The sequence below is a fragment of the Clostridium sp. MCC328 genome, from assembly GCF_018785465.1.
Classification (GTDB): Bacteria; Bacillota; Clostridia; order Lachnospirales; family Lachnospiraceae; genus Pilosibacter; species Pilosibacter fragilis.
Genome location: NZ_WQPW01000018.1, coordinates 44718 through 67244 on the forward strand (window position 1 = coordinate 44718; position 22527 = coordinate 67244).

A 22527-nucleotide genomic window follows, 5' to 3' on the forward strand; every position below is an offset into this window, starting at 1 on the left:
TCCTACCAGATAAATACAGTTTATATTTGGATACAGACGCAGGAATGGTGTCGATGTACATGGGCTTTTATCCGACAGGGTCTGAGCCCATTGATAGATACAGAGAGGTGAAATTGTGTTAAAAGCAGAAAATTTGATCCTCCATGTGGAGGAGAATGGGGCGAAAAAATGTCTTCTGGATCATATTTCTTTCCAGGTGGACGATGGGGAGATGCTGGTGATCACGGGACCAAACGGCGGTGGAAAGTCCACACTGGCGAAGGTCCTGATCGGAATTGAGAAGGCGGAGAGCGGAAAGATCTTTTTAAACGGGGAAGATATCACGGATTTTGATATCAACCACCGCGCCAACGCCGGGATCGGCTATGCGTTCCAGCAGCCGCCGAGATTTAAGGGAATGACGGTGCAGAGACTTCTTGCTCTGGCAGCAGGAAGAGAGCTGGAAGATCAGGAGTGCTGCAGGCTTCTGTCCGATGTGGGACTCTGCGCGGAGGAATATTTAGGCCGTCAGATCGACGGAACGCTTTCCGGAGGCGAGATGAAGCGGATCGAGATCGCGACGGTTCTTGCGAAGGAACATACCTTATGCATTTTTGATGAGCCGGAAGCCGGGATCGATCTCTGGAGTTTTTCCATGCTGATCCGGAAATTCGAGGAGATCCACAAAGAAAAAAAACAGAGTCTGATCGTCATTTCCCATCAGGAGAAGATCATCAGCATGGCAGATCGGATCATGGTGATCGATGACGGGAAGATCAAGGCGGAAGGACGGAAGGAAGATGTCCTGCCGTGTTTAGAAGGTCTTGATAAATGTCATGCATGTGCAGGAAATGCGGGGGTGAGAGCGTAATGGTAGAGCTGGATCATGTAGTAGAAGAAGTACTGAAAGTCATCAATGACAACGGATTTTCCCAGAAGGGCGCTTTCAACCTGCGCCAGAACGGAACGTCCATCTGCCACGGTGACAGTGAGCATATTAAGATCAAGAAGAAGACGGACAAGCCGGGCATCGATATCTATATTGATGGCGATACAAAGGGCGAGAAAGTTTACATCCCGGTGGTCGTCAGCGTTTCCGGCATGACAGACCTTGTATACAATGATTTCTATATCGCGGACGGCGCGGACGTTACGATCGTTGCGGGCTGCGGGATCCACAACAGCGGATGCAATGAGAGCAGACATGACGGGATCCACACCTTTCATGTTGGAAAGAACGCGAACGTCTGTTATCAGGAAAAACATTATGGAGAGGGAAATGGAACCGGCGGCCGCGTGCTGAATCCGGTGACGAATATCTATGTGGGAGAAAATTCCGTATTTACGCTGGATACGGCACAGATCAAGGGCGTTGACTCCACAGTCCGCGAGACGCTTGTGGAGATGGATAAAAACTCCAGATTGTATGTGACGGAGCGCCTCATGACCGAGGGAGACCAGACGGCGGAGTCCAACATCGAGGTACGCTTAAACGGTGAGGACAGCTCAGCCCAGATCATCTCAAGATCTGTCGGAAAAGGCAATTCCGTCCAGACTTTCCACCCGAAGGCGGTCGGAAACAACAAATGTCAGGCCCATATCCAGTGTGACTCCATTATTATGGACCACGCCGAGATCGGATCCATTCCGGAGATCCGTGCGCGCGACTTAAACGCGGCGATCATTCACGAGGCGGCGATCGGAAGGATCAACGATGAGCAGCTCTTAAAGCTTCGGACGCTGGGACTTACCGAGGAAGAGGCGGAGAGCGTTATTATTGAGAACTTCCTGAACTAAAATCGAAAGGTTATGCATAATAAAAGCAGGTCTGCAGGTGAAAAACACCGATGTAGACCTGCTTTTTTTCGCAATTACACGTCAGAAATGCAGATGTAAGCAGAATTGTAACTGTTCAGTAGGTCGGCGCACTTGCTGCGTTGACCGTAAGAAAACATACGCATAATTATTTTATTGTGATCGAGAGATTGCCAAAATCAGTGACAGGTGTCTCTTTTCCGCCAGTAAAGAGAAATACAGACAGCGTATGAGCCGGTTTTGCGCTGCCGGTGATCTGGACTGCTGGCTGGATCCTGATGAGGATATCTGCATCGGCAGATCTGGCATCCAGCCATCTTAACAGGTCTGCATCTAGGTCTGCGGTCGAAGCGCCGTCAAGTCCGAGCGCTAAATGAGTCACGTTTTCGCGGATCAGTGTGTCGAGAATGCGGGCACTTATCGTCACGGAGAATGCGGAATGACTCTTTTCTGATACCACAGGGATGGACACCGCGATACCGTTTGCAGATCTGCCATTCTTTTTCACAGTTTTCCGGGCGGCTTTGATGGCGAACTGGATCATATTGTGATCGAGAGTTACATTACCGTTCTTATCCGGTACAGCGGATGGAATGCTGATCGTGGACGGAGATTTGGACTGTGCCTGTCCGGAGTAGTCTGAGGACAGGAACGTATCTTCATAGGAAGAATCGCTGTCACTGTCGGAAGAACTGTTTCCGCCGGAATTACTGCCATTGGAGGAAGAATTTCCACCGCCGGAAGTATTGCCGCCGGAGTTCCCGCCTGGCTTATTGTCTTTGCCGCTGTCGGGCAGCTTATTGTTGACAGCGCTGACCTGGAGCGTGAGGAGAAAGTCATGGTAATTCTGGGAGATGACTTTAACTGTCACGGTGCCGATCTGCTGCTCCAGCGCAGAATCCACCGGACGGACCGGAAGTGTCAGTACTCCATCACAGATGGACGCGCCGCTGTCGTAATAGTCTCCGAGAGCCACGTCCTCAAGATGGTATTCGACCGTGCCGTATTTCTTCGGCGTGTCGAGCTCCGGCAGAAGGGAACTGAGGTCAAAGCGGTACGCGGCTTCCGTATGATTGAGGACAGTCATGGTTCCTGGTTTTGCATTGGATGCGGTGGCTTTTTTGATGTACGGTGCCTGACCGCAGAAAAAACGTTTTTCCGTTTCCCCGCCTGCAAACGAGTAGTTCGGGTTTGTCAGGGTGCAGAGGAAGCTTACCCCTTTTTCATCGGAAAAATCTGGATTTGGTGTTTCTGGTGCTGGAGAATTAAAGTACCAGGAATCGCCGATCAGACATGTGATCTCGTCTGCATCCGGGAGATCTCCGCCGCCAGCCGCAATGAATATAGGCTTTATGTCGGGTACATCCGCTGTACCGTCATAGACTTTTGAGATGAAATCTTCATCGACGGTCAGCTCCAGTTCCCGGGGAGTGACGGTCACGGTGTACGGGTCACTGTAGCAGATATATCCGCCGCAGGTGATCTCCGCGGCATAGGTGTATGTGCCGACGGGTATCGTCGGAGAGAGGTGGAGAGCCATGTCTGAGGCATCTTCGATCTCCGTCATGCTGCCGTCGGAATTTACCTGGTACCACTGGCAGGAGGCAGACGGAGTTACATCTGATCTGAAGTGGATATCAGGCATCAGGCTGAATTCCCTGCCGGTCCGTGCTTTGTACTGGACGTTCACAGACTCTTTGTACTCTGTACCGGAAATCCGGGCATATACGGCTGCATCCTGGACAGGCGCATCCACAGCGGTCACATCTTCAATATATTTACTTTTTCTGTTCATATATTCGGGAGAACTGGTTACATCGTTCTTGGAGAGCCAGCTGCCGTCAGACTTCTGAAATCCTGATCCATTCGTCAGCAGAGCGGAGAAATCCGCGTAAGTGACTTTCGGACGGACCAAAGCTGATTGAAGGTCTGTTTCAAAGATCTCAATTCTGTCGTAACTTCCGCCTGAGATCTTTACGTCACAGAGCCCTTCCAGATAGAGCGACCGGTAGCTGCCGCCGGTCAGGACTGCCCTGCTGCCGTCCTTCATAACAAGGACCGGGGTGCTGCAGTCGGAAACATGGATCTCACTGTCTTTGTATGCGTAGATCCAGCCGTATGTACCGCTGTCTAGTTCAGCATGTCCGCCAGACTCAATGGTGATGGATGATCCGTTGGACAGGTCCAACTGGTTCCTCTCTGAAGCGCTGTAGTCTTTTGGAACGATCAGTGTACCGCCGGACTTGACGACGATCGGAATATTCTGGATGAGAGCATGTGAAGTTTCAAGGTTGAGGAGTGTGACTCTGCCGGCGATGGTCAGTTCTGCGTCTGAAGTATCGTGGTACAGCGACATATTGGTGAAATCGATCGTCACATTGTCCGGGACAATAAGCCGGGTATTGAGAGACGGAGTGAGAAAACGGAATGTACCGCCGGACGCATGATCGAGAGCATCCTGAAGATCCACGTAGTACAGAGTCTTTCCGTCTTTTGTCACGCTGCCTGTGTAGGTCACCTTGCCGCAGGGGCATTTGTAGATGATCGTGGATCCGCTGGTGGTCGTCACGGCTGCCGAAGTGTGGTCGCAGGGAACTACGGACACATTGGTGAGTTTTGTGTCGCTGTCGGATGGAACGATGATCTGACCATTCTGTTCGTAGCAGTATCCCGGCGCGAGAAGGTCAGTGAGGGCACTGCCGTTTAAAATAGTGATCGTGCCGAAGGTACCGCCGGCGAGGGAGGCAGTTCCTTCTTTGACCTCGAGAGCATCGATGAGAAGGTTTGTGTCGGCCGGGATGATCAGATTGGGAGAAGATCCAGAAGATCCCCAAAGGTTGATCGTGCCGATAAAGTGTCCCTGGGAGGTACCGGTATTCAGAAATGTTACCCCTGTACCGGAAAGAGAGACCGTGGTGTTACCGTAACTTCCGGTCCATGTCATTGTGTGACCATTAAAATCAACGGTCATATGATCGCGGATGAAATTGGAGGATGAATCCTGATCGCTTAACAGAAGGATCCTGCTGCTGAAAGGATACGCGGCAGTCGTTGCATCGTTAAAGGAGGTGACATATTCCGTCTCTCCGGGATTGTACACAATGTCGTTGATCTCCATATGACAGATCTCACATTCCCTGTCATTTGAACTGCGGGTATCATGTGTGCAGGCATTGCCGCAGACTGGACAGATATATCTGGTAAAGAAGGGGTCAGGATCCCTGACAAATCCTTGTTCATGCTCACATGTCATGACTGTGACGTTTTCCAGTTTGGTGCTGCGTTCCAGGGCATTTCCCAGCACGCGGCTGCCATCGGGATCAACAAAGTAACATCCTGGGGCCAGGGAATTGCCGAAATTCGCCAGATTTTCGGATTCCGTGCGGAGTTTACTGATCGTTCCGCCGCCGAGGAAGGTCGGTGTATAGCTCTTGTAGAGGTTAAGAAAATCATATTTAATAACAAAATCACCGTTGATATTTACATTTTCCATGGTTATCTGGCCGTCCCATAACTGAACGGCAGTGCCATTTTCCGCTGTATTTTCGATGGTTCCGTTTTTAAATGCGATATGATATGCTGTCGCGGGATTGAAATACACAACAGCCTCATCATCAAAATTGCCGGACAGTGTATGATTATTGAGATCAACAGTCAGGTTATCTAAGATATTATATCTTGCTGGCGTGAGTTCTATCTGCTGCGTGACCATGACATCTTCGAGCAGAGTAAGTGTTACGTTTTCAAGCCCACGGATCCAGCGGAGGGCGTCAAAGAAATCTGTAAATTCCCAGTGAGAATCCTTCCAGTCTACGGAAACAACGGGATCCTGGCTTTCCACGGCATTGGAAAATGTGGCTGTGGCGGCAGCAGTGCTGGATGGAGTCACTGGAGTCGGGGCGTTGGACGGCGTGACAGCATTGGAAGAGGTTGCCGTCTGCGCCGGAAGTGCGTTCCGTGTGCCTGTTTCTGGCAGTAAGCTGCTGTTTGACGCATAGACGGGGCTGCCGGACAGTGTAAAGCTCAACGCCGCGGACAGCAGGAGCGCCAGTGGTTTCTTATATGTACTTCTCATAGAGATTCCCCCTTTATTTTCGTAAGAAAAGCTGAAAAATGGTATAAAAAACTGATCCTGCAACGGAATCGGTTATCTTTAGGATATCATTTTTTCGGGTGTTGTCAATAAACGCTGCACAAGATGTCGAAAATCGGCATGAATTGCAGGTGGAACTTTGATGGTGGAAGCGGAGCTGCGGGGATTGACAAATCATGGTGACGGGAGTATACTCCTGTTCAGTCTCAAATGGGATTGAAAAGGAGAAAACGATTATGGACCATGAAATACAGAAGCTTCACGACCAGGTAAACCAGGCGATCATCCGGTGCCGAAGAGTCTACTCGGTGTGGGCGAAGAAAAATAAGGTCAGCTATAACCGGATGCTGGTGCTCTATACGATCCGGGAATATGGATCCTGCACACAGAAACAGGTCTGCGATTCTTATATGCTGCCGCGGCAGACGGTGAACCATGTGATCACGGAGATGCGGAAAGAGGGGATCCTTGCGGTCAGCGAGGAGATGAGCCGTGGAAAAGAGAAGGCGCTGGTGCTGACGGAGAGCGGAGAAGAGTATTCGGAACGGCTCCTGCATTCTTTAAGTCTTATGGAGGAGCGGGCGGCGGCTCAGCTCGGAGCAGAGCGGATCCGGATGATGACGGAGCTGTTCATGGAGTATGACCGGGTGTTGGAAGACGCGCTGGAGGAGGAAGAGTGATGAAGGAGAAGATGGAGACTGGAACGGATCTCTTCCGCACGGAAAAGATTCCGAAGATTCTTTTGAAGATCGCGCCGCCGGTCATGCTGGCGCAGCTCATTCAGGCCATGTACAACATCGTGGACAGCTTTTTCGTCGGTCAGTATTCCGCAAATTCGCTGACAGCGCTGTCGGTGATCTATCCGCTGCAGCTTATCATTATTGCCCTGGCGGTGGGAACCGGTGTCGGTGTCAACACGTACATGGCGAGACAGTATGCGCAGAAATTCCAGCAGAAAGCCGAGGAGGCAGCGGGAACCGGCATGGTTCTGGAATTCATGACCTGGCTTATATTTGCGGTTCTCGCGGCCGTGTTTATGCGTCCCTATGTCATGACAAGCGCGAAGTCTCCGGAGGCGATCGAGGACGCGGTGATCTACGGGCGGATCGTCTGCATCGGCAGTATTGGCGCGTTTTTAGAGGGAAACTGGACGAAAGTACACCAGTCCAGGGGAAATATGCGGCGCCCGATGATCGCCCAGACCGTTGGCGCGCTGACTAATATCGTCCTGGATCCGATCATGATCTTCGGACTTGGTCCTGTGCCGCAGATGGGCGTGGCGGGAGCTGCCTACGCTACAGTCTGCGGTCAGGTGGCCGCGGCTGTGATCACGGCCTTCGGGGGAGTGCGCAGGCCGCCGGAGTTTCGGAAAATGAAGGTTTACATAAAACAGATCTACTGGCTTGGATACGCATCGATTTTACAGCAGGCCATGTACACGGTGTATATTGTGATCTTAAACGCGATCCTCGCGGGATTTTCGGATTCCGCGGTGACGGTTTTAGGACTTTATTATAAGATGCAGACCTTCTTCTTTATCCCGCTGATGGGACTGCAGACGTGTATTGTGCCGGTGCTGAGTTTCAACTACGCGACGAAGAGTTATGGGAGATGCCGGGAGACCATGAAGGACAGTTATCTGTTTTCCTGTGGGTTTATGCTGATCGGGGGGGTTTGTTTCGTGTTCTTTCCGGTGGAACTGCTCCGGATCTTTTCGGACAGCAGTGAGGTCATTGCAATCGGAAAAACGGCGTTTCCGATCATTGGATCGAGTTTTATTCCGGCGGTATTTTCACTGATGACAGCGGTGTTCTTTCAGGCGATCGGAAATGGAAGAGTCAGTCTGTTCCTGTCTGTGATGCGCCAGATATTCTGTCTGATCCCGATTTTCTGGGCGCTGTCTCTTCTGGGACTTCAGTTTACCTGGTTTGCGTTTCCGATCTCAGAGGTGCTTGTTGGAGTGACCGGGATGGGAGTGTATTGGAGGACGATCAATGGATGGAAGAATAGTAGGAAATAAAGAAAAGGCTGATGCGTTGGTTTGAAACTGCATCAGCCTTTTTGCTGCATAAATTCGGAAGAAACTGCTGGCGGCAGGATCTGTAGGAATTGTGTGTGTTCTGCAGAGAATGCCGGTAACAGGTTCTGGAGGCGCATGGTCTTAGAAGTACGTCCGTCTCTTCGGCGTATTCCAGCTTCCCACCACGCGCTTCACGTTGGAGATCGTTACGAAGGCGTTGGGGTCCTTTGCCTGGACGTAGTCCATAAACTGACCATATTCCTTTTTGGTGAGGATCGCAAGGATCTCTTCCTTCTGCGTGTCGCTGTAGCCGCCGGTTGCGGTGTAGACGGTGATTCCGCGCTGGAGTGTTTCGATGACGTAGCGCTTGAAATCATCGTTGTGCTCGGAGATCACGCAGACGCGGATCTTTCCGGTGAACTCGTCGATAAAGTAGTCCAGGACGAGGCCGCTGAAGTAGGTGGACAGGGCGCCGATGATCACGGTCTGGAGGTCGTAGGCGAAATAGGAGCTTGCGACGGTCACCATTCCGGCGATAATGATGGACTTTCCGAGATCCATGTGGAGGTACTTGTTCATGATCTTCGCGATAATGTCGAGACCGCCGGACGCGGCGTTGGCGTTAAAGAGGACTGCCTGTCCGTAGCAGATCACGACGATCATTCCCACCACGTCCAGGGCGATATTTCCTGTGGGAGAACCCGGATTTGGGAACAGGATCTCGAACACAAAGAGGAGCGCCGGCAGCAGGACGGAGATAAAGATGATCTTTGTCCCGAAGGTCTTATCCACGAAGAGGAATGCCAGGATGATGCAGATGATGTTTAAGAGCAGCGTCATGGCGGACAGGGACAGCGGGACAAAGTTTACGAGAACCACGGCGAGTCCTGAGATACTTCCGCTGATGATATGGTTCGGGTTCATGAAGAAATAGACTCCCACGGCGATGATGAAGGTGCCGAAGAAGATCGTGGAGAAATATTTTAGTTTTTCAAACATGGTGAGATTCCCTTTTTCGTATTAGTATTTGCGTGTCAATCATATGTGAAAAATGAGTGGTTGTCAAACGTGCGCGTTACAGTGTGAGCGCTTGTATGCGGCAAAGTGAAAAACAGAGCTTGATAAAATATGGAGTATAACCGGGGCTGGAAAACGCGTTGGAGAAGGAAGAGGATGACGAATCCAATCGTGTGAGATATAATGGATCTGGAAGAATTTGCCGGTGTTTGGAGCAGGAAAAGATAAGGTTGGTAATATTATGAATTAGGAGTGTAGAATTATGTTTAGAGAGATTCGAAAAAAGAGAAATAAGATCGAGGATAGCGCGGCGGAGGAACTTCTGCGGAACAGCAGGAGAGGTGTTCTTGCGGTGAATGGGGATGATGGGTATCCGTATGCGATCCCGCTCAATTATTTTTATGACAGGGAGAACCGGAAAATCTATTTTCATGGCGCGCGCGCGGGGCATAAGGTCGATGCTCTGCGGGTATGTGATAAGGTATGTTTTACGGTTTATGGAAATGAGACGATCAGGGAGGAAGCCTGGGCACCGTTTATGCAGAGTACGGTTGTGTTCGGGAGATGTCATTTGATGGAAAATGGCAGTGAGAAAGCAATGGAAATGTTAAAACGGTTTGCGATGAAATATTATCCGAATGAACAGCTGGCTGATGAGGAGATCGCGCAGGCGGGAAGGGCTGTGCAGATGTTTGAAATCGAGATCGAGCATTTGAGCGGCAAGGAGGTGCAGGAAAAGTAGAATGAGATTGAGGAATATTTTGATCGTTGTCAAGGATATTGAGAGATCGATAAGGTTTTATCATGATCTGTTTGGACTTGATATAGTACTTGGTAATGACGGAAATATAATCCTGACGGAAGGGCTTGTGCTGCAGGATGAGAAGATATGGAAGGTTCCAGTTATACAAAAAAGCCGGATAAAATACCGAACGATCCTTCGGCATCTTATCCAGCTTTGTAAATGCGTTTACAAGCCCTCCGATGAGCTGTAAGACAGTATAGCAGGGAAATACAGAATTGTCAACTCAGCGACTTTTCTGATCTTTTAAGCTGAAAGATATTGCTGATGTTCACGTGATACTATATTTATTTCTGCATAGTCTCGATCATGCATTCGTGTTTCTTCGTTGTTTTGTTATAATTAATTCCAACAAGTAATATACTACCATGATAATCTTTCAATGCATTTCCATACTGTTTTTCTCTGATCTGGTCTAAAGCTCCAGATGCGCTTTTATCCCATTTAAGTTCGATCACTACCGCAGGCTTATCTAAATGCAGTTTTCTCGGAATCAGACATATATCAGCAAAACCCTTACCTGTAGGCAGTTCACGGATTATCGTATAATATTCACGTGCAAAGTAAAATGCAAGATTTATGGTACAGCTCAGAGAATTTTCATCGTTGTACTGAAGAATCGAAATTTCATCGTGAGCCTTGTCAACTCCTGCCGCAACTGCGTCGGCGTCCATGGCCCACAATGATTCTAAAAGTTTACGGGATGATTCTACGGAGTCGATCACGCCATGCCAGTTCATGGTGCTGATTGCATTCACATATTCCTGTGAGACTTCTTTATTAGGAATGGCAACGGTACCATCTACGCTGTTGTATGTCAGGTAGCCGAGATGGATCAGTAATGTCAAGACATCATCTTTAGTGGCAAATGTGGTCATATCATTGCTGAAAGTTCCTATATTGATTTGTACTGCTTCACCTGCAAGCATTCTGACCACAGAGTCCTGCAGTCCGTCCATATCCATCTGAATGTAAATTTTTAAGGCTTCATATGTTTCCGTCTGATTCCAATAAGTTCCCAACTTGTGTCGCAGCATGGCTTCCACAACCGATTTAGGACTGTAAATAGAGTAATGTTCATCACCATTCTGGCGATGTGCGATCAGATGATATCCATCATACCATGTTTTCGCTTCCTCGAAATTCATATCGTATGTATCGCAGAGTCTGGATACTTCCTGTTCAGTGAAGCCGAAATACCCGGCCAGATCGCCTGGATCGGTCATGGAATATTCTGTAAACATATTTAATGCGGAATGGGAGCCATATTTTTTAATGGGTAATATGCCGGTCATGTAGGCCAATGCCACATAATCCTTATCCTTCAGCCATGCGCGCAGAAAATCTAAATATTTTTTCTGAGCCTCTTTATTCTGCTTGTACTCCCGGAACAGGCAGTCCCACTCATCGATCAGGATCACAAAAGGACATTTGGTATAACGGAATACGTCTTTCATGACCTGAATCAGATTCTTTTCATCACGAAACTGTATTTCGTGAAATGTCTCCTTAAAATCCAAAATCAGATAATTTTTAAGCATCTCCAGCATTTCTTCCATTGTTTCAGACATACTTAAAAATTCCTGCATATTGATTTTGATCACATCATATTGGTTCAGATTTTCCCTATACGATCTGTCTTTACTGATAGCAAGATTTTGAAATAATTCCGTTGTATCCTCGCTCCGGTCATAATATGCGGCGAGCATATTAGCGGCCATTGATTTTCCGAATCTTCTTGGACGGCTTACACAGATATATTTCTGCTCGGTACAAAGCGCTTCATTGGTTCTGGCGATCAGTTCGCTTTTGTCGACATAAATTTTAGAGCGGAGACTACCGCGGAATGAAAGATTCCCCGGATTCAGATAACTTCCCATGCAAATTCCTCCCATTAGAAAAAGCGTCTTTGATTGTTTTTATTATACTTGATTCCAGCGGGAAGTACAAGGAGTGTTCATTTCCTACGGATGTAAAAATGGCGGCATCGCTCACCATTGAAGCGATACCGCCATTTTTATATCCATTTCTATATATGGACGCGGAGATTATTTGGTCTCTTTCTCCTCAGCAGCAGCTGCAGCAGGTGCAGTTGTAACTTCAGTTTCCGGAACAACGTTGTGAACCGGGATGACGGAGAGCACAACAGCCTCCGGATCAGTCTTTAAGTCGATGTCTTTGTTCTTTGCGATGTCAAGATCCTTGACATGTACGATGTCACCAACCTTGAGACCTGCAGCATCCAGTGTTGTCTTCTCGATCAGTGCGGACGGGAATGCTCTGTAAGCAACTTCGCTCAAGTCTTCCTGAAGAACGCCGCCGATAACAGCTTCACGGTTCAGGATAACGATCTCAGCAGTAGAAGTAACCTTCTCATCGCTTACAAGTGCCTGAAAATCAATCTCATCGATCTTTCTTGTCATTGCATTGTAGTCAATTTCCTTGATCAGGACATCATATACCTGACCCTCAATGTCGAGATTGATCTGGCCGCCTTTATGTTCGGTCTTTAAAAGACGTTCAGCATCTGCAGCGTTCATCTTTACCGGAATGGAGCCTTCGATGGCATGTCCGAAAACATTACCTGTAACAAATCCTTCACGTCTTAATCTCTTTGCCTTTACATCCATGCTTCTTTTTTCAGCTTTTAAAGTAGTCATTTATCTTTTCCTCCAAAAATCTGATTCCCGGCAAACGAACCAGTATTCGTTCTGCCGGATTCGCTTAGCAGCCCTCAGCTTTAGTGTATAAAGGGGTTTTGTTAAGTTTGTGACTAATAACTGTTCAATAGGTCTGCGCATTTACTGCGCTGACCGTAACATAATTTTGGCCAGCAGGCAAAAATCCCATTGCCGCAGGCAATTCGGAATGGATTTTTGCGTAACTGTGAAGGTACTGAACAGTTACCGCTTCTTTCTTGTTACAGCGTAAGTATAGCAGTGTTTTGAGAAACAGATTAACCAAAAATGAAAAATATAAAGGCCTAAATTTTAAAAAGTGCACAAAAACAGAGCGGAGAAAGTCTGTGGATGTTCAAAACGGGGAAAGTGTGATAAGATATAAGGGATCATCACAAAGAAATAATTCGATGAAATAACCGGTGTTATGCAGGAAAGAGACGTGTGGTCATGGAAATGAAACATGATAGCCTGAGAACACGAGGATTCATATAATACGCTGCATGAGATCAGGCGGATCGCTGCAGCAGTCAATGAGGTGAACATTATGAATACAGACAATCGACCGATCGGTGTTTTGGATTCCGGACTCGGCGGTATCAGTGTTTTGAGAGAATTAGTGAAACTGATGCCGGGTGAGGATTTCTTATATTACGGGGATTCCGCGAATGCCCCTTACGGCACACGTACCCCGGAGGAGGTCATTGATCTCACAAAAAAGGATGTGGATTTTTTGCTGGAACGCGGGGCGAAAGCCATAGTTGTGGCCTGCAACACGGCAACCAGTGTGGCGATCCGGGAACTGAGGGAGGAGTATGAGAAGAAGGATATTCCGGTGATCGGAATCGAACCGGCGCTGAAGCCGGCGGTGCTTGCGAAAGAGCACTCAAAGGTTGTCGTTATGGCGACTCCGATGACTCTCTCCCAGACAAAATTTAATTCCATGCTGCATGTCTACGAGGACGAGGCGAATATCATCAAGATGCCGTGCCCGGGACTTGTGGAGTATATCGAGGGCGGAATGTTGGAGGGACCTGTTCTGGATGAGTATCTGGAAAAACAGTTCGAGCCGTACGAGAAATCAGAGATCGACGCGGTGGTACTCGGCTGCACGCATTACCCGTTAGTAAAAGATGAGATTCAGAAGCATCTGCCCGGCGTGGCGATCTATGATGGCGGATTCGGAACCGCGAAGCAGACGAGAAAGCGCCTGACTGAGTGCGGACTGTTATCAGGGAAAGAGTCCGGAGGTGAGGTGAAGATCTTTAACAGTAAGAATACGGAGGATGTTCTGGAGCTTTCGAGAAGACTGTTGAATTTATAGATACATGTAATATCAAAAATATCTGGAGAGAAAGGTATGAAAAAATTATTGTACATTGACGCCTGCGTGAACCGCGATATTTCAAGAACGGAGAGACTTGCGCAGGCTTTATTAAAGGAAATGAACAAGAACGGGGAATATGAGGTCGAGACCCTGTGCCTGGAGGATGAAGATCTGAAGCTTTTTACCGGAAAAGAGAGTGCAGGACGGGAACAGCTCACGAGGGCCGGAATTTATGAGGGACCGCTGTTTGACTATGCAAAGCAGTTTGCGTCCGCAGACCGGATCCTTGTGGCGGCCCCGTACTGGGATTTTACTTTCCCGGCGAGAATGAAATGTTATCTGGAGCAGATCTGTGTGACAGGGCTGACCTTTACCTTTTCTTCCAAGGGAATCCCGGGTGGGCTGTGCCATGCCGACAGTCTCCATTATGTGACCACCAGCGGTGGCTCCATCGGGGCTCTGAATCTCGGATATGAGTATGTCGAGAAACTCTGCAAGGTATATTACGGAATCAATAAGACTGTGTGCTATACCGCAGAGGGGCTTGACATCGAGGGCAATTCCGTGGAAGAGATCATGAAGGCGGCAGAGGAGGAGGCAGTCCGGACATACCGGAACTTTGCGTGATTTCCTCAGGTTCATCTCCTTTTTTACAATAAGATATATCGCGATCGACTTAAGCGGAGGGAAGAAAAAGCTTCCGATCCGCAGCATTACCGTTGCCCCGAAGAATCATATCGACCTCGCGCGGGAGGGCATGAAGGAGTATCTTCACAGCCATGGATATGAGGTGGATGTGGAGCTTTCTAGGATCAAGTTAAGGTATTAGTACGAAAAATCATATTAAGGCATCAATCGAAACAGGACAGATCATCTGCGTGGATGCGGGTGGCTGTCCTGTTTTTTGCGGCTCTATGAAAATGGTTGACGGTAGACGCGATGGAAGTCAGTGTAGATAGAAAAACAAAAATAAATATGTCTGGTGGAAAAATAAGTTATATATTTGGAAGAATAAAGAAGAAAAGAAATTTCCGATAAAAATGAACTTTCCCCCAATTGCCTGTCTCTATAAGACAGATGCATCAAAAAAGAGAGGAGGCAGGACATGGATGAAGAGAATATCGTGAGACGCATGATCAACGGGGACATGGATGCCTTCGGGGAGCTGATGGAGAAGTATGAGAGGCCGGCGCTCAGGGCGGCCTGGCTGATCTCCGGGAACGCGGCGGACAGCGAGGACATTGTCCAGGAGACATTCACCGCCTGCTATTTAAACAGAAAGAAGCTCCGGGATCCGGCAGCCTTTAAGACATGGTTTTACAGGATACTCACAAGGTCCGCGTGGAAGATCAGCAGAAAGTCACGGAAAGAACAGCCGGAGGAGGAACCTGCATCCGGGCAGGCGGACACCGGAAGGTCCGTCCTGGAAAACTGCATTATGAAGGAAGAGGAGCGGATCCTCTACGAGGCGGTGGAAAAGCTGCCGCCGAAGCAGAAGACCGTGTTGATCCTATACTATTACAATGATATGCCGATCCGCGAGATCGCAAGGGTCTGCGGAGTGTTTGAGGGAACGGTGAAATCCAGGCTGTTCCACGCGAAGGAACAGTTGAAGCAAATCCTCACACAGGAGGAAGGAGGAAAAACATGGACGATCCTATCTTAGAAAAGAGACTGAAAAATATGTTTGAGAGCCGCGCAGGCGAACTTCCGGACGAATCGGTGCGGGAGGCGCGGATCCGGAGAAATGTATATGAGAAGATAGAAAGAGAGGGAAATTATATGAAGAAAGGTTTTATGAAAAAAGCGGTAGCAGCAGTTGCAGCGATCTGTGTATTTGGAAGCATGACGGCGTTCGCGATTGGAAAGATCGTGGGAATCACATCCCGCACCGATATAAGAGATGAAGTCCACACCTATGAACAGGCGCTGGAGCTTCAGAAGGAGAATGGACCGATGGTAGATTTCCCGGAGAAATTCTCCAACGGGTACGCGTTTAAGGCTGCTGTGCCGGTAAACTATGAGACGGAAGATAAAGATGGAAATAAACTGGGAAACGGAACACAGCTTTCCGTCACATACGGAAAAGACGGCATGGAGGATGTCACGTTTTCCGCGGAAGTCGGCATGGATGGAGAACTCACCCCGGCAGAGGTGAGGACATGCGAGGATGGTACAGAACTCTGTTTCTACAAGCTGACCAACAAGTTCGTTCCGGCAGATTATGAGCTCACCGAGGAGGACAAAAAGGCCCAGGAAGACGGCAATTTTAACCTGGCTTACGGCAGCGATAAGGTCGAAGTTATGACTTCCTACACGGTAGAGTGGAACATGGACGGACAGGGCTACAGCCTCTTCAAGTTTGGTGAGGATCTCGGCGCTGAGGAGATGTTTGGAATGGCGGAAGAGATTATTGCGGGACAGAGTAAGTAGAAGATAAAACAACTGGCAGTTCATAAGATAGATGATAAAAGCCTGAAATAAAAGATTTGATTAAGGAAAACGATCTGTTTGTGGTATTGATGGTTTGCACAGACAGATCGTTTTCCTTTTTTGATGCCATGCATCCAGAGAAAACTGTCGGTGGCAGGTTCTGGAGGTCATGTGTAAATAGAAACTTTAAAAGTAGAGTATTTATTTTTCGTCAGAGATTAACTCATGTGAAATACCGTTTCCGGCGTTTAAAGCAGCAATGACACGGCGTAAGTGATCTAAGTTGCTTTTTGAATAAAAAGGATCAGAGAAAAATTCCTTCTTGATCCTCTCCACTGGCATCTCCTTTCCAGTCCAGAGACGGAAGGCCTCGGCACCCTGGTAGAGGAGCATATAGGATCCGTTGAAGAACGGGTTGCCCTGATTTTTAGCCATGGTGAGGAGCTTTGTCTCACGCGGATTGTAGATGATATCGGAGACGATGAGGTCTTTCGGAAAAGTCAGATTTTCCGGGACCGGGCAGGTATCCTCGTGGGGAGCCATGCCGACGGAGGTCCCGTTTGTGAGGATAGCGCTGTCCGCAAGCTCTTTTTTTAAGAGGTCTGCATCGGAGAAGTCACAGATCCTGATCCTGCAGTCAGTGATCTCAGTGAGCTCCTCGACCGTATGTACCAGGCGGTCGTAGAAGCGGCTGGTGGGTCTCACGAAGACGGAGATCTCTTTTAAGCCGTCGAGGGCAGCCTGTACCAGAATTGCGGTGGCAGCGCCGCCGGCGCCGAGCAGTGTCATCTTTTTGCCGATGATATCGTAACCGGCGTCTTTTATGGACTGCATGTAGCCGATTCCGTCGGTGTTGTGGCCGACGAGGCGTCCGTTTTCGTTTACGACCGTGTTTACAGCGCCGATGATCCGGGCAGCGGTGGAGAGTTCATCGCAGAGGGAGACCATGAGATTTTTATCCGGCATGGTCAGGTTGAAGCCGCGGGCACCGAGAACCTTTAAACCGGCAACTGCGGTGGGAAGTGTCTCCTCATTGACATCAAATGCGAGGTAGCGGTAGTCGAGCCCAAGAGCCTCAAAGGATGCGTTGTGCATCATCGGGGAGACGCTGTGGGCGCAGGGGCTGCCGAGCAGACAGATAAGACCGGTGTGTCCGGTGATCGGGGAAGCTGCAGGTGTGGTGTTTTCCATTTTATGTGTACCTCCGGGGAGTGATTTTTCTTGCCTTATTATAACAGTGCAGGAAAGAAAATGCAAAAGAAAATTTATGATTTTAAAGTGTGAAAATGTAAAAAGCAGAAAAATTTAAAAAAGAGGGCTAAAAGCGGAATAGATCAGGAATGTGAAGGTTCTTTGATTGCAGAGTATGTTAAAATCTGGTATACTTGCACTAAATGACGCATGAAAGTGGAAAAGTGTTTTGGGTGTGGGAGAAAACAGTTAGAGATTTTGAGAGACTATTAGTACGAAAAGGAGAATTTAGATTATGGCGGGATTGAAGGAACATATTTTTCTGATCGGATTTATGGGCTGCGGGAAGAGTACGAACGCGGAGTGCCTGGCGGAGATGACCGGGGCGAGGCAGGTGGAGATGGATCAGATGATCGTGGAGAATGAGGGGATGGCGATCGCGGATATTTTTGAGGAGAAGGGGGAAGCGTATTTCCGGGAGTTGGAGACGGAGCTGATCAAAAGCTTTGCGGGAGTGGAACCGGCGGTGATCTCCTGTGGGGGAGGTGCTGTTTTGAAGGAGGAGAATGTGCGGCTTATGAAGGAGTCTGGGAAGATCGTGCTTCTCACGGCAGAGCCGGGGACGATCTACGAGCGTGTGAAGGACAGTACGGAGAGACCGGTACTGAATGGGAATATGAATGTTGGGTATATTGAAGAGCTGATGGAGAAGCGCAGGCCGAAGTATGAGGCGGCGGCTGATGTGAAGGTTGCTACGGATGGGAAGACGGCAGAAGAAATCTGCGGGGAGATCCTTGAGGTTTGTGGGAAATAGATTGGCTAGAGGTACGCGCCGGTGAGTCTTCGGGCGCAGACGCAGGGGTTCGGGAGCGGTTCCTCTAGGCTTGCAGAAGAATGCTAAGGGCGGAGAACAGTCGGCACAACTCGCTGACGCTCAGACAAGTGCCGCCTGTCCTCCAACGCATTCTCCTGCGAGCCAAGAGGAAGCCAGGCTCCCTGCACAAAGCGTCCGTGCCCGAAGACTCACCGGCGCTGTGCGTTGGCGGTTTGGAAGATTGCGTATCAGCGCGGTGTGTTGACAGGAGCGAGGAGAAGTTATGTGCTTGAGTCTGAAGGTTTAAAATTGCGCTCTATTTCGAAAATTTCGAAAATTCGCTGGATTGCGTGTTGGTGGTTCAAGGGAGAGGGACTGAGGGCAGGTCGGAAAATGTAGAGAATGGCTGGAAATAGGACGGAAAAAGTGTGGGAAATGTCTGAAATGGGGTCAGAAAAAGGCACTGACGTGCCAAAGATGCGCACTCGCGCGAAGATGTGGACTGTCGCAAGTGACCGCGCGAGGCACGAGAATGTGCCAAGGCACATTCTTTTATGGCATTTCAGGATTTTTTCCCAGTCGTACTGCCTCTAAATACTTCTGTGTCTCTTCGTCCGCATGCGCGAACAGATAATTTTTTGCATTGCCGGTGTGCTTTCCCTTTTCTTCGGAGATCAGCTTTCCGACACGCTCGATCTCCTCGCGGAAATCCCTCGCGGACCAGAGGATACAGCCCTGACTTCGGATAATGAGCTGGATCACGCCGTCGGAGGTAGCGACTGTGGTGCGGTATCGTCTGCCGATGCGGATCGCGACTTTTTCGATGTACTGGTCGGCGGTCTCCGCCTCTTTTGTATACACGACGTTGATGTTGTGGTATTTCTGGACCTTCTCCACACCGCCGGGGACCTTGTAGGCATCGAAGACGACGATGACACATATTTTCCGGAATCCCTGGTAGTTGCTTAGGATGTCCATGAGCTTGTAGCGGGCTGCGTCGATGCTGACTGCCGCCAGGTCGCTCAGCTCCTCCCAGGCAAAGATGATGTTGTAGCCGTCAACGAGAAGATACTCGTCCGCTGGCTCATTTTTTTCCTTCACCGGCTTCACCGGGCTGGCGTTCTTTGCGCGGATCACGGTGCGGGAGTCGTAGTCGGAGGCAAGCTTCCGCTTCGGCTCGCCGTATGTACGGGTGAAGATGGCCTGGAGTTCCTTGTCGTCATAGAAGGAAAGGGAAGAACCTCCATTTCCGCGGCTGTCGGAGGAAGAACCAGCAGTGCCATTCGCGGAAGCTCCAGAGTCGATACCGTTACCAGAAGCGGCAGAGCCGCTCGAACCAGGTCCAGCTCCAGAGCCAGAATTTTTACTGCCAGAAAAACCAGAGCCAGCAGCGCTGCCGCCAGCCGCTCCACTCGGAACTTTCCCCGCAGCTACATCCGCTGCCATCGCCTGCAGCCGTTCATTCGCTTCCTTAAGCTCCCGTTCCTGCTGTTCCTTCGCAAGCTGCTTTGCCAGCGGACTCTCCACATGCATATACTGCTTCACCTCATTCCACGGCACCACGAAGCCTGCCCCGTGGGAGCAGAAGACAGATCCGGCAGGGTCCTGGAGGTCGGAATCGAAATCGTAGCCGGAGGCCGCGATCACCTCCTCGGCGTTGTGGCACGGTTCGTAGCCGGAAAGACTCAAGGTCAGCCGTCCGCGGCCTTTCGTGTAGGAGATCACGTCGCGCTGGTAATTTCTCATGGTGGAAACCGGGGCGGTTCCCGTAAGAAGAGCCATGGAGCCATCCTGTTCCGGTGAGGAAAATTCACCCTGCATCCGGTCAAGATCCGCCATGGCGCGCCCAAGGTTTTCCGATGGGACTTCCAGACGGAACGCGTAGTAGGGTTCTAAGAGCACACACCCCGCCTCGCAGAGTCCCTGACGGACAGCGCGGTAGGTTGCCTGGCGGAAATCGCCGCCCTCTGTGTGCTTCTGGTGGGCACGCCCGGCGATCAGAGTGATCTTTATATCGGTGATCTCGGAACCGGTGAGGATTCCCCGGAACCGCTTTTCCTCCAGATGTGTCAGAATCAGTCTCTGCCAGTTTTTATCCAGCATATCTTCGCTGCAGTTGGTATCAAAGACGAGTCCGGTTCCCGGCTCACCCGGTTCCATTAAAAGATGGACTTCCGCGTAGTGGCGCAGCGGTTCGAAATGCCCGACGCCCTCAACGATCTTAGCGATCGTTTCCTTATATACAATATTTCCTTCGCCAAATTCGATCTCCACGCCGAATCGTTCCTGTACCTGACTTTTCAGGATCTCCATCTGTACATCGCCCATGACCTGTGCCTGGATTTCGCCAAGCGCCTCGTTCCAGACGATATGGAGCTGCGGGTCTTCCTCCTCGAGCATGCGCATGTTTTTGAGCATGGTGTGGGAGTCTGTTCCAAAGGGCAGCAGGATCCGGTAGGTGAGGACCGGCTCTAAAAGCGGAAGAGCACTCTCGGAGGCAGTTCCGAAGGCCTGTCCAGGCCTCGTGTCGGAGATTCCGGTGACGGCCACCACCATGCCAGGTTCCGCTTCCTTCAATGCCTCAAACTTTGAGCCGGAGTAGAGCCGGATCTGGTTGATCTTCTCCTCAGAATCAGGGGACAGCGAATCGCGGATCTTCAAACTTCCGCCCGTGACCTTCAGATGCGTCATCCGGATGCCCGCCTCATCGCGGGAGATCTTGAACAGCTTCGCGCCGAAGTCCTTCGTGTAGTCCGGACATGACGCAAACTCCCCGAGGGCGGTCAGAAATTCCCGGACGCCGGAAAGTTTTAACGCAGAGCCGAAAAAGCACGGGAAGAGTTTCCGGTCATGGATGACTTTCCGCACATCGTCTGTCTTTAAAGTACCGTCTGCGAGGTAAGCTTCCAGAAGCACTTCATCGCAGGTGGCGATCTCCTCAGCTGCCTCTTCTGGATCTCTGCAGACCGCCGAAAACGGTTCAGCAGAAACTGAAAATGTCAACACATCCTCATTCCCGATCACCCCGCTGAAGTCCACGACTCCATGATCCAGCCGCTCCTTCAGCGATGCCAGCACCGCATCTCGATCCGTCCCTTTCTGATCCATCTTATTCACAAAGAGAAATACCGGGATCCGATACCGTTTTAAAAGTCTCCACAGTGTCTCCGTATGTCCCTGAACCCCATCAGCCCCGCTGACGATGAGCACCGCGTAGTCCAGCACCTGCAGTGTCCGCTCCATCTCCGCCGAAAAGTCCACATGACCCGGCGTGTCGAGGAGCGTCACGGAAGCATCGCCTAACGGAAAGACCGCCTGTTTCGAAAAGATCGTGATGCCGCGGGCGCGCTCCAGTGCAAACGTATCGAGAAACGCGTCCCGGTTGTCTACGCGCCCCATTTTCTTTAATTTTCCTGTCTCATATAAAATTGCCTCGGACATGGTCGTCTTTCCAGCGTCGACATGCGCGAGGATACCGATAACAAATCGTTTCATATACAATAAGGTCTGCTTTCTGTAATATAGATATAATAAGTGACCTGCCTCCTGAAAGAAAATAAAAGGCGGCAGCGTAAACATAGTATATCAGAAAACAGAATCCCATGCAACGAGGCACCGGCACAGGATTCACCAGGATCAGCATGATTTGCGTAAACGGAACAGGTCTGTCGGGCTGGTCGCTGCCCCAAAATCATAGAAAACACCCGGAAAACTGCACAGAAATCCCGCAAACAGGCACTTTTCCCAGCAAACCCCTTGATTTTTCAGATGTTCTATGCTATGATTTTGACGATAACATAAGTAACCGGTCAAAAGAGTGGACGAAAAAGTCCACTCTTTCGTTTTGCATAACAGGAATATTCCGGCAGAAAGGCGGTGGAAACCCATGGCAAGAAGAGATGAATATGAATCCAGGGTCGAGAAATTTTTAATTCCGATCATGGAAGAGAATAATTTTGAACTGGTGGACGTGGAGTACGTGAAGGAAGCGGGTACCTGGTATCTGAGAGCCTATATCGACAAAGAGGGCGGCTTTACAGTGGATGACTGTGAGATGGTATCGAGACGCTTAAGCGACTGGCTCGATAAAGAAGACTTTATCGATGACAGCTATATCCTGGAAGTAAGCTCCCCGGGACTCGGCAGACCGTTAAAGAAAGAGAAGGACTTCAAGAGAAGTCTCGGCGAAGCAGTTGATATCAAGCTGTACCGCGCCATCGAGAGACAGAAAGATTTCTCCGGAATTCTCACGGCATATGACGCGGACACCGTAACGATCCGCTACGAGGACGGTTCCGAGAGCACATTTAATAGAAAAGACATTGCCTTAATCCGTCTGGCATTCGATTTTTAATAAG

General features: G+C 49.6%; 18 protein-coding genes and 1 pseudogene. 13 read left to right on the forward strand and 6 right to left on the reverse strand.

Features of this window, described 5'->3' with window-relative positions:
- The first annotated feature begins 115 nt into the window (after positions 1 to 115).
- Together GPK83_RS03420 and GPK83_RS03425 are read left to right on the forward strand one after the other, a co-directional pair.
- Positions 116 to 850, forward strand: coding sequence for an ATP-binding cassette domain-containing protein (locus GPK83_RS03420; RefSeq protein ID WP_215704010.1), 735 nt, complete (start codon positions 116 to 118; stop codon positions 848 to 850).
- Positions 850 to 1776, forward strand: coding sequence for a SufD family Fe-S cluster assembly protein (locus GPK83_RS03425; protein ID WP_117552118.1), 927 nt, complete (start codon positions 850 to 852; stop codon positions 1774 to 1776). The genes GPK83_RS03420 and GPK83_RS03425 overlap by 1 nt, the downstream gene beginning before the upstream one ends.
- A gap of 166 nt (positions 1777 to 1942) precedes the next feature.
- Here the strand turns inward: GPK83_RS03425 and GPK83_RS03430 are convergent, their stop codons facing one another.
- On the reverse strand, positions 1943 to 5869 hold the full coding sequence (locus tag GPK83_RS03430; protein WP_215704011.1) for a hypothetical protein: 3927 nt from the start codon (positions 5867 to 5869) through the stop codon (positions 1943 to 1945).
- Positions 5870 to 6123: 254 nt separating this feature from the next.
- On the opposite strand from GPK83_RS03430, the gene GPK83_RS03435 reads away from it, so the two are divergent.
- Together GPK83_RS03435 and GPK83_RS03440 are read left to right on the forward strand one after the other, a co-directional pair.
- On the forward strand, positions 6124 to 6567 hold the full coding sequence (locus GPK83_RS03435) for a MarR family winged helix-turn-helix transcriptional regulator (RefSeq protein ID WP_117484379.1): 444 nt from the start codon (positions 6124 to 6126) through the stop codon (positions 6565 to 6567).
- Positions 6567 to 7907: an MATE family efflux transporter gene (locus GPK83_RS03440; protein ID WP_252196224.1), complete on the forward strand. Its 1341-nt coding sequence runs from the start codon at positions 6567 to 6569 to the stop codon at positions 7905 to 7907. Before GPK83_RS03435 ends, GPK83_RS03440 begins: the two co-directional genes overlap by 1 nt.
- 141 nt (positions 7908 to 8048) lie before the next feature.
- Here the strand turns inward: GPK83_RS03440 and GPK83_RS03445 are convergent, their stop codons facing one another.
- The gene (locus tag GPK83_RS03445) at positions 8049 to 8906 is read right to left on the reverse strand and encodes a YitT family protein (protein WP_117470747.1); all 858 of its coding nucleotides are present in this window, start codon (positions 8904 to 8906) and stop codon (positions 8049 to 8051) included.
- Positions 8907 to 9186: 280 nt separating this feature from the next.
- Here GPK83_RS03445 and GPK83_RS03450 point away from each other — a divergent pair, with 280 nt between their 5' ends.
- Together GPK83_RS03450 and GPK83_RS03455 are read left to right on the forward strand one after the other, a co-directional pair.
- Entirely contained in the window at positions 9187 to 9666 is a 480-nt protein-coding gene (locus tag GPK83_RS03450; RefSeq protein ID WP_215704012.1) for a pyridoxamine 5'-phosphate oxidase family protein, read from the forward strand.
- A 1-nt stretch (position 9667) separates the two neighbouring features.
- Positions 9668 to 9820 (forward strand): annotated as a pseudogene (locus tag GPK83_RS03455) (VOC family protein); the annotation flags it as partial.
- 193 nt (positions 9821 to 10013) lie between these two features.
- Here GPK83_RS03455 and GPK83_RS03460 read toward each other — a convergent pair.
- Complete coding sequence (locus GPK83_RS03460; RefSeq protein ID WP_117470750.1) at positions 10014 to 11606, reverse strand: AAA family ATPase; 1593 nt, start codon at positions 11604 to 11606, stop codon at positions 10014 to 10016.
- 168 nt (positions 11607 to 11774) lie between these two features.
- Positions 11775 to 12386 carry a 50S ribosomal protein L25 gene (locus GPK83_RS03465; protein ID WP_215704013.1) on the reverse strand — a complete coding sequence of 204 codons (612 nt, stop codon included), beginning with the start codon at positions 12384 to 12386 and terminating at the stop codon, positions 11775 to 11777.
- A gap of 565 nt (positions 12387 to 12951) precedes the next feature.
- Between GPK83_RS03465 and murI the strand changes: the two genes are divergently transcribed.
- The 5 genes from murI to GPK83_RS03490 all read left to right on the forward strand — a co-directional run bounded on the left by murI (position 12952) and on the right by GPK83_RS03490 (position 16164).
- Entirely contained in the window at positions 12952 to 13728 is a 777-nt protein-coding gene (murI, locus tag GPK83_RS03470; RefSeq protein WP_215704014.1) for a glutamate racemase, read from the forward strand.
- Between the two features lie 36 nt (positions 13729 to 13764).
- The gene (locus tag GPK83_RS03475; protein WP_117484382.1) at positions 13765 to 14358 is read left to right on the forward strand and encodes an NAD(P)H-dependent oxidoreductase; all 594 of its coding nucleotides are present in this window, start codon (positions 13765 to 13767) and stop codon (positions 14356 to 14358) included.
- Complete coding sequence (locus GPK83_RS03480; protein WP_117513655.1) at positions 14351 to 14560, forward strand: hypothetical protein; 210 nt, start codon at positions 14351 to 14353, stop codon at positions 14558 to 14560. Before GPK83_RS03475 ends, GPK83_RS03480 begins: the two co-directional genes overlap by 8 nt.
- A gap of 276 nt (positions 14561 to 14836) precedes the next feature.
- Positions 14837 to 15397, forward strand: a complete 561-nt coding sequence (locus tag GPK83_RS03485; RefSeq protein ID WP_015553637.1) for an RNA polymerase sigma factor — start codon at positions 14837 to 14839, stop codon at positions 15395 to 15397.
- Complete coding sequence (locus GPK83_RS03490; RefSeq protein ID WP_215704015.1) at positions 15379 to 16164, forward strand: hypothetical protein; 786 nt, start codon at positions 15379 to 15381, stop codon at positions 16162 to 16164. Before GPK83_RS03485 ends, GPK83_RS03490 begins: the two co-directional genes overlap by 19 nt.
- A 201-nt stretch (positions 16165 to 16365) precedes the next feature.
- On the opposite strand, the gene aroE is transcribed toward GPK83_RS03490, so the two are convergent.
- Positions 16366 to 17355, reverse strand: coding sequence for a shikimate dehydrogenase (aroE, locus tag GPK83_RS03495; RefSeq protein ID WP_215704016.1), 990 nt, complete (start codon positions 17353 to 17355; stop codon positions 16366 to 16368).
- A 295-nt stretch (positions 17356 to 17650) separates the two neighbouring features.
- Here aroE and GPK83_RS03500 point away from each other — a divergent pair, with 295 nt between their 5' ends.
- Entirely contained in the window at positions 17651 to 18169 is a 519-nt protein-coding gene (locus tag GPK83_RS03500; RefSeq protein WP_117503494.1) for a shikimate kinase, read from the forward strand.
- 552 nt (positions 18170 to 18721) lie between these two features.
- Here GPK83_RS03500 and GPK83_RS03505 read toward each other — a convergent pair.
- Positions 18722 to 21664 carry a TetM/TetW/TetO/TetS family tetracycline resistance ribosomal protection protein gene (locus GPK83_RS03505; RefSeq protein ID WP_215704017.1) on the reverse strand — a complete coding sequence of 981 codons (2943 nt, stop codon included), beginning with the start codon at positions 21662 to 21664 and terminating at the stop codon, positions 18722 to 18724.
- A 391-nt stretch (positions 21665 to 22055) separates the two neighbouring features.
- On the opposite strand from GPK83_RS03505, the gene rimP reads away from it, so the two are divergent.
- Positions 22056 to 22523, forward strand: a complete 468-nt coding sequence (gene rimP, locus GPK83_RS03510) for a ribosome maturation factor RimP (RefSeq protein ID WP_021904666.1) — start codon at positions 22056 to 22058, stop codon at positions 22521 to 22523.
- The last annotated feature ends 4 nt before the right edge of the window (positions 22524 to 22527 follow it).

Excerpts from the sequence above, each read along its gene's own strand:
- GPK83_RS03425 (WP_117552118.1), top strand. The coding sequence starts at position 850 with ATGGTAGAGCTGGATCATGTAGTAGAAGAAGTACTGAAAGTCATCAAT.
- GPK83_RS03430 (WP_215704011.1), bottom strand. The coding sequence starts at position 5,869 with ATGAGAAGTACATATAAGAAACCACTGGCGCTCCTGCTGTCCGCGGCG.
- GPK83_RS03435 (WP_117484379.1), top strand. The coding sequence starts at position 6,124 with ATGGACCATGAAATACAGAAGCTTCACGACCAGGTAAACCAGGCGATC.
- GPK83_RS03440 (WP_252196224.1), top strand. The coding sequence starts at position 6,567 with ATGAAGGAGAAGATGGAGACTGGAACGGATCTCTTCCGCACGGAAAAG.
- GPK83_RS03445 (WP_117470747.1), bottom strand. The coding sequence starts at position 8,906 with ATGTTTGAAAAACTAAAATATTTCTCCACGATCTTCTTCGGCACCTTC.
- GPK83_RS03450 (WP_215704012.1), top strand. The coding sequence starts at position 9,187 with ATGTTTAGAGAGATTCGAAAAAAGAGAAATAAGATCGAGGATAGCGCG.
- GPK83_RS03460 (WP_117470750.1), bottom strand. The coding sequence starts at position 11,606 with ATGGGAAGTTATCTGAATCCGGGGAATCTTTCATTCCGCGGTAGTCTC.
- GPK83_RS03465 (WP_215704013.1), bottom strand. The coding sequence starts at position 12,386 with ATGACTACTTTAAAAGCTGAAAAAAGAAGCATGGATGTAAAGGCAAAG.
- murI (WP_215704014.1), top strand. The coding sequence starts at position 12,952 with ATGAATACAGACAATCGACCGATCGGTGTTTTGGATTCCGGACTCGGC.
- GPK83_RS03475 (WP_117484382.1), top strand. The coding sequence starts at position 13,765 with ATGAAAAAATTATTGTACATTGACGCCTGCGTGAACCGCGATATTTCA.
- GPK83_RS03485 (WP_015553637.1), top strand. The coding sequence starts at position 14,837 with ATGGATGAAGAGAATATCGTGAGACGCATGATCAACGGGGACATGGAT.
- GPK83_RS03490 (WP_215704015.1), top strand. The coding sequence starts at position 15,379 with ATGGACGATCCTATCTTAGAAAAGAGACTGAAAAATATGTTTGAGAGC.
- aroE (WP_215704016.1), bottom strand. The coding sequence starts at position 17,355 with ATGGAAAACACCACACCTGCAGCTTCCCCGATCACCGGACACACCGGT.
- GPK83_RS03500 (WP_117503494.1), top strand. The coding sequence starts at position 17,651 with ATGGCGGGATTGAAGGAACATATTTTTCTGATCGGATTTATGGGCTGC.
- GPK83_RS03505 (WP_215704017.1), bottom strand. The coding sequence starts at position 21,664 with ATGAAACGATTTGTTATCGGTATCCTCGCGCATGTCGACGCTGGAAAG.
- rimP (WP_021904666.1), top strand. The coding sequence starts at position 22,056 with ATGGCAAGAAGAGATGAATATGAATCCAGGGTCGAGAAATTTTTAATT.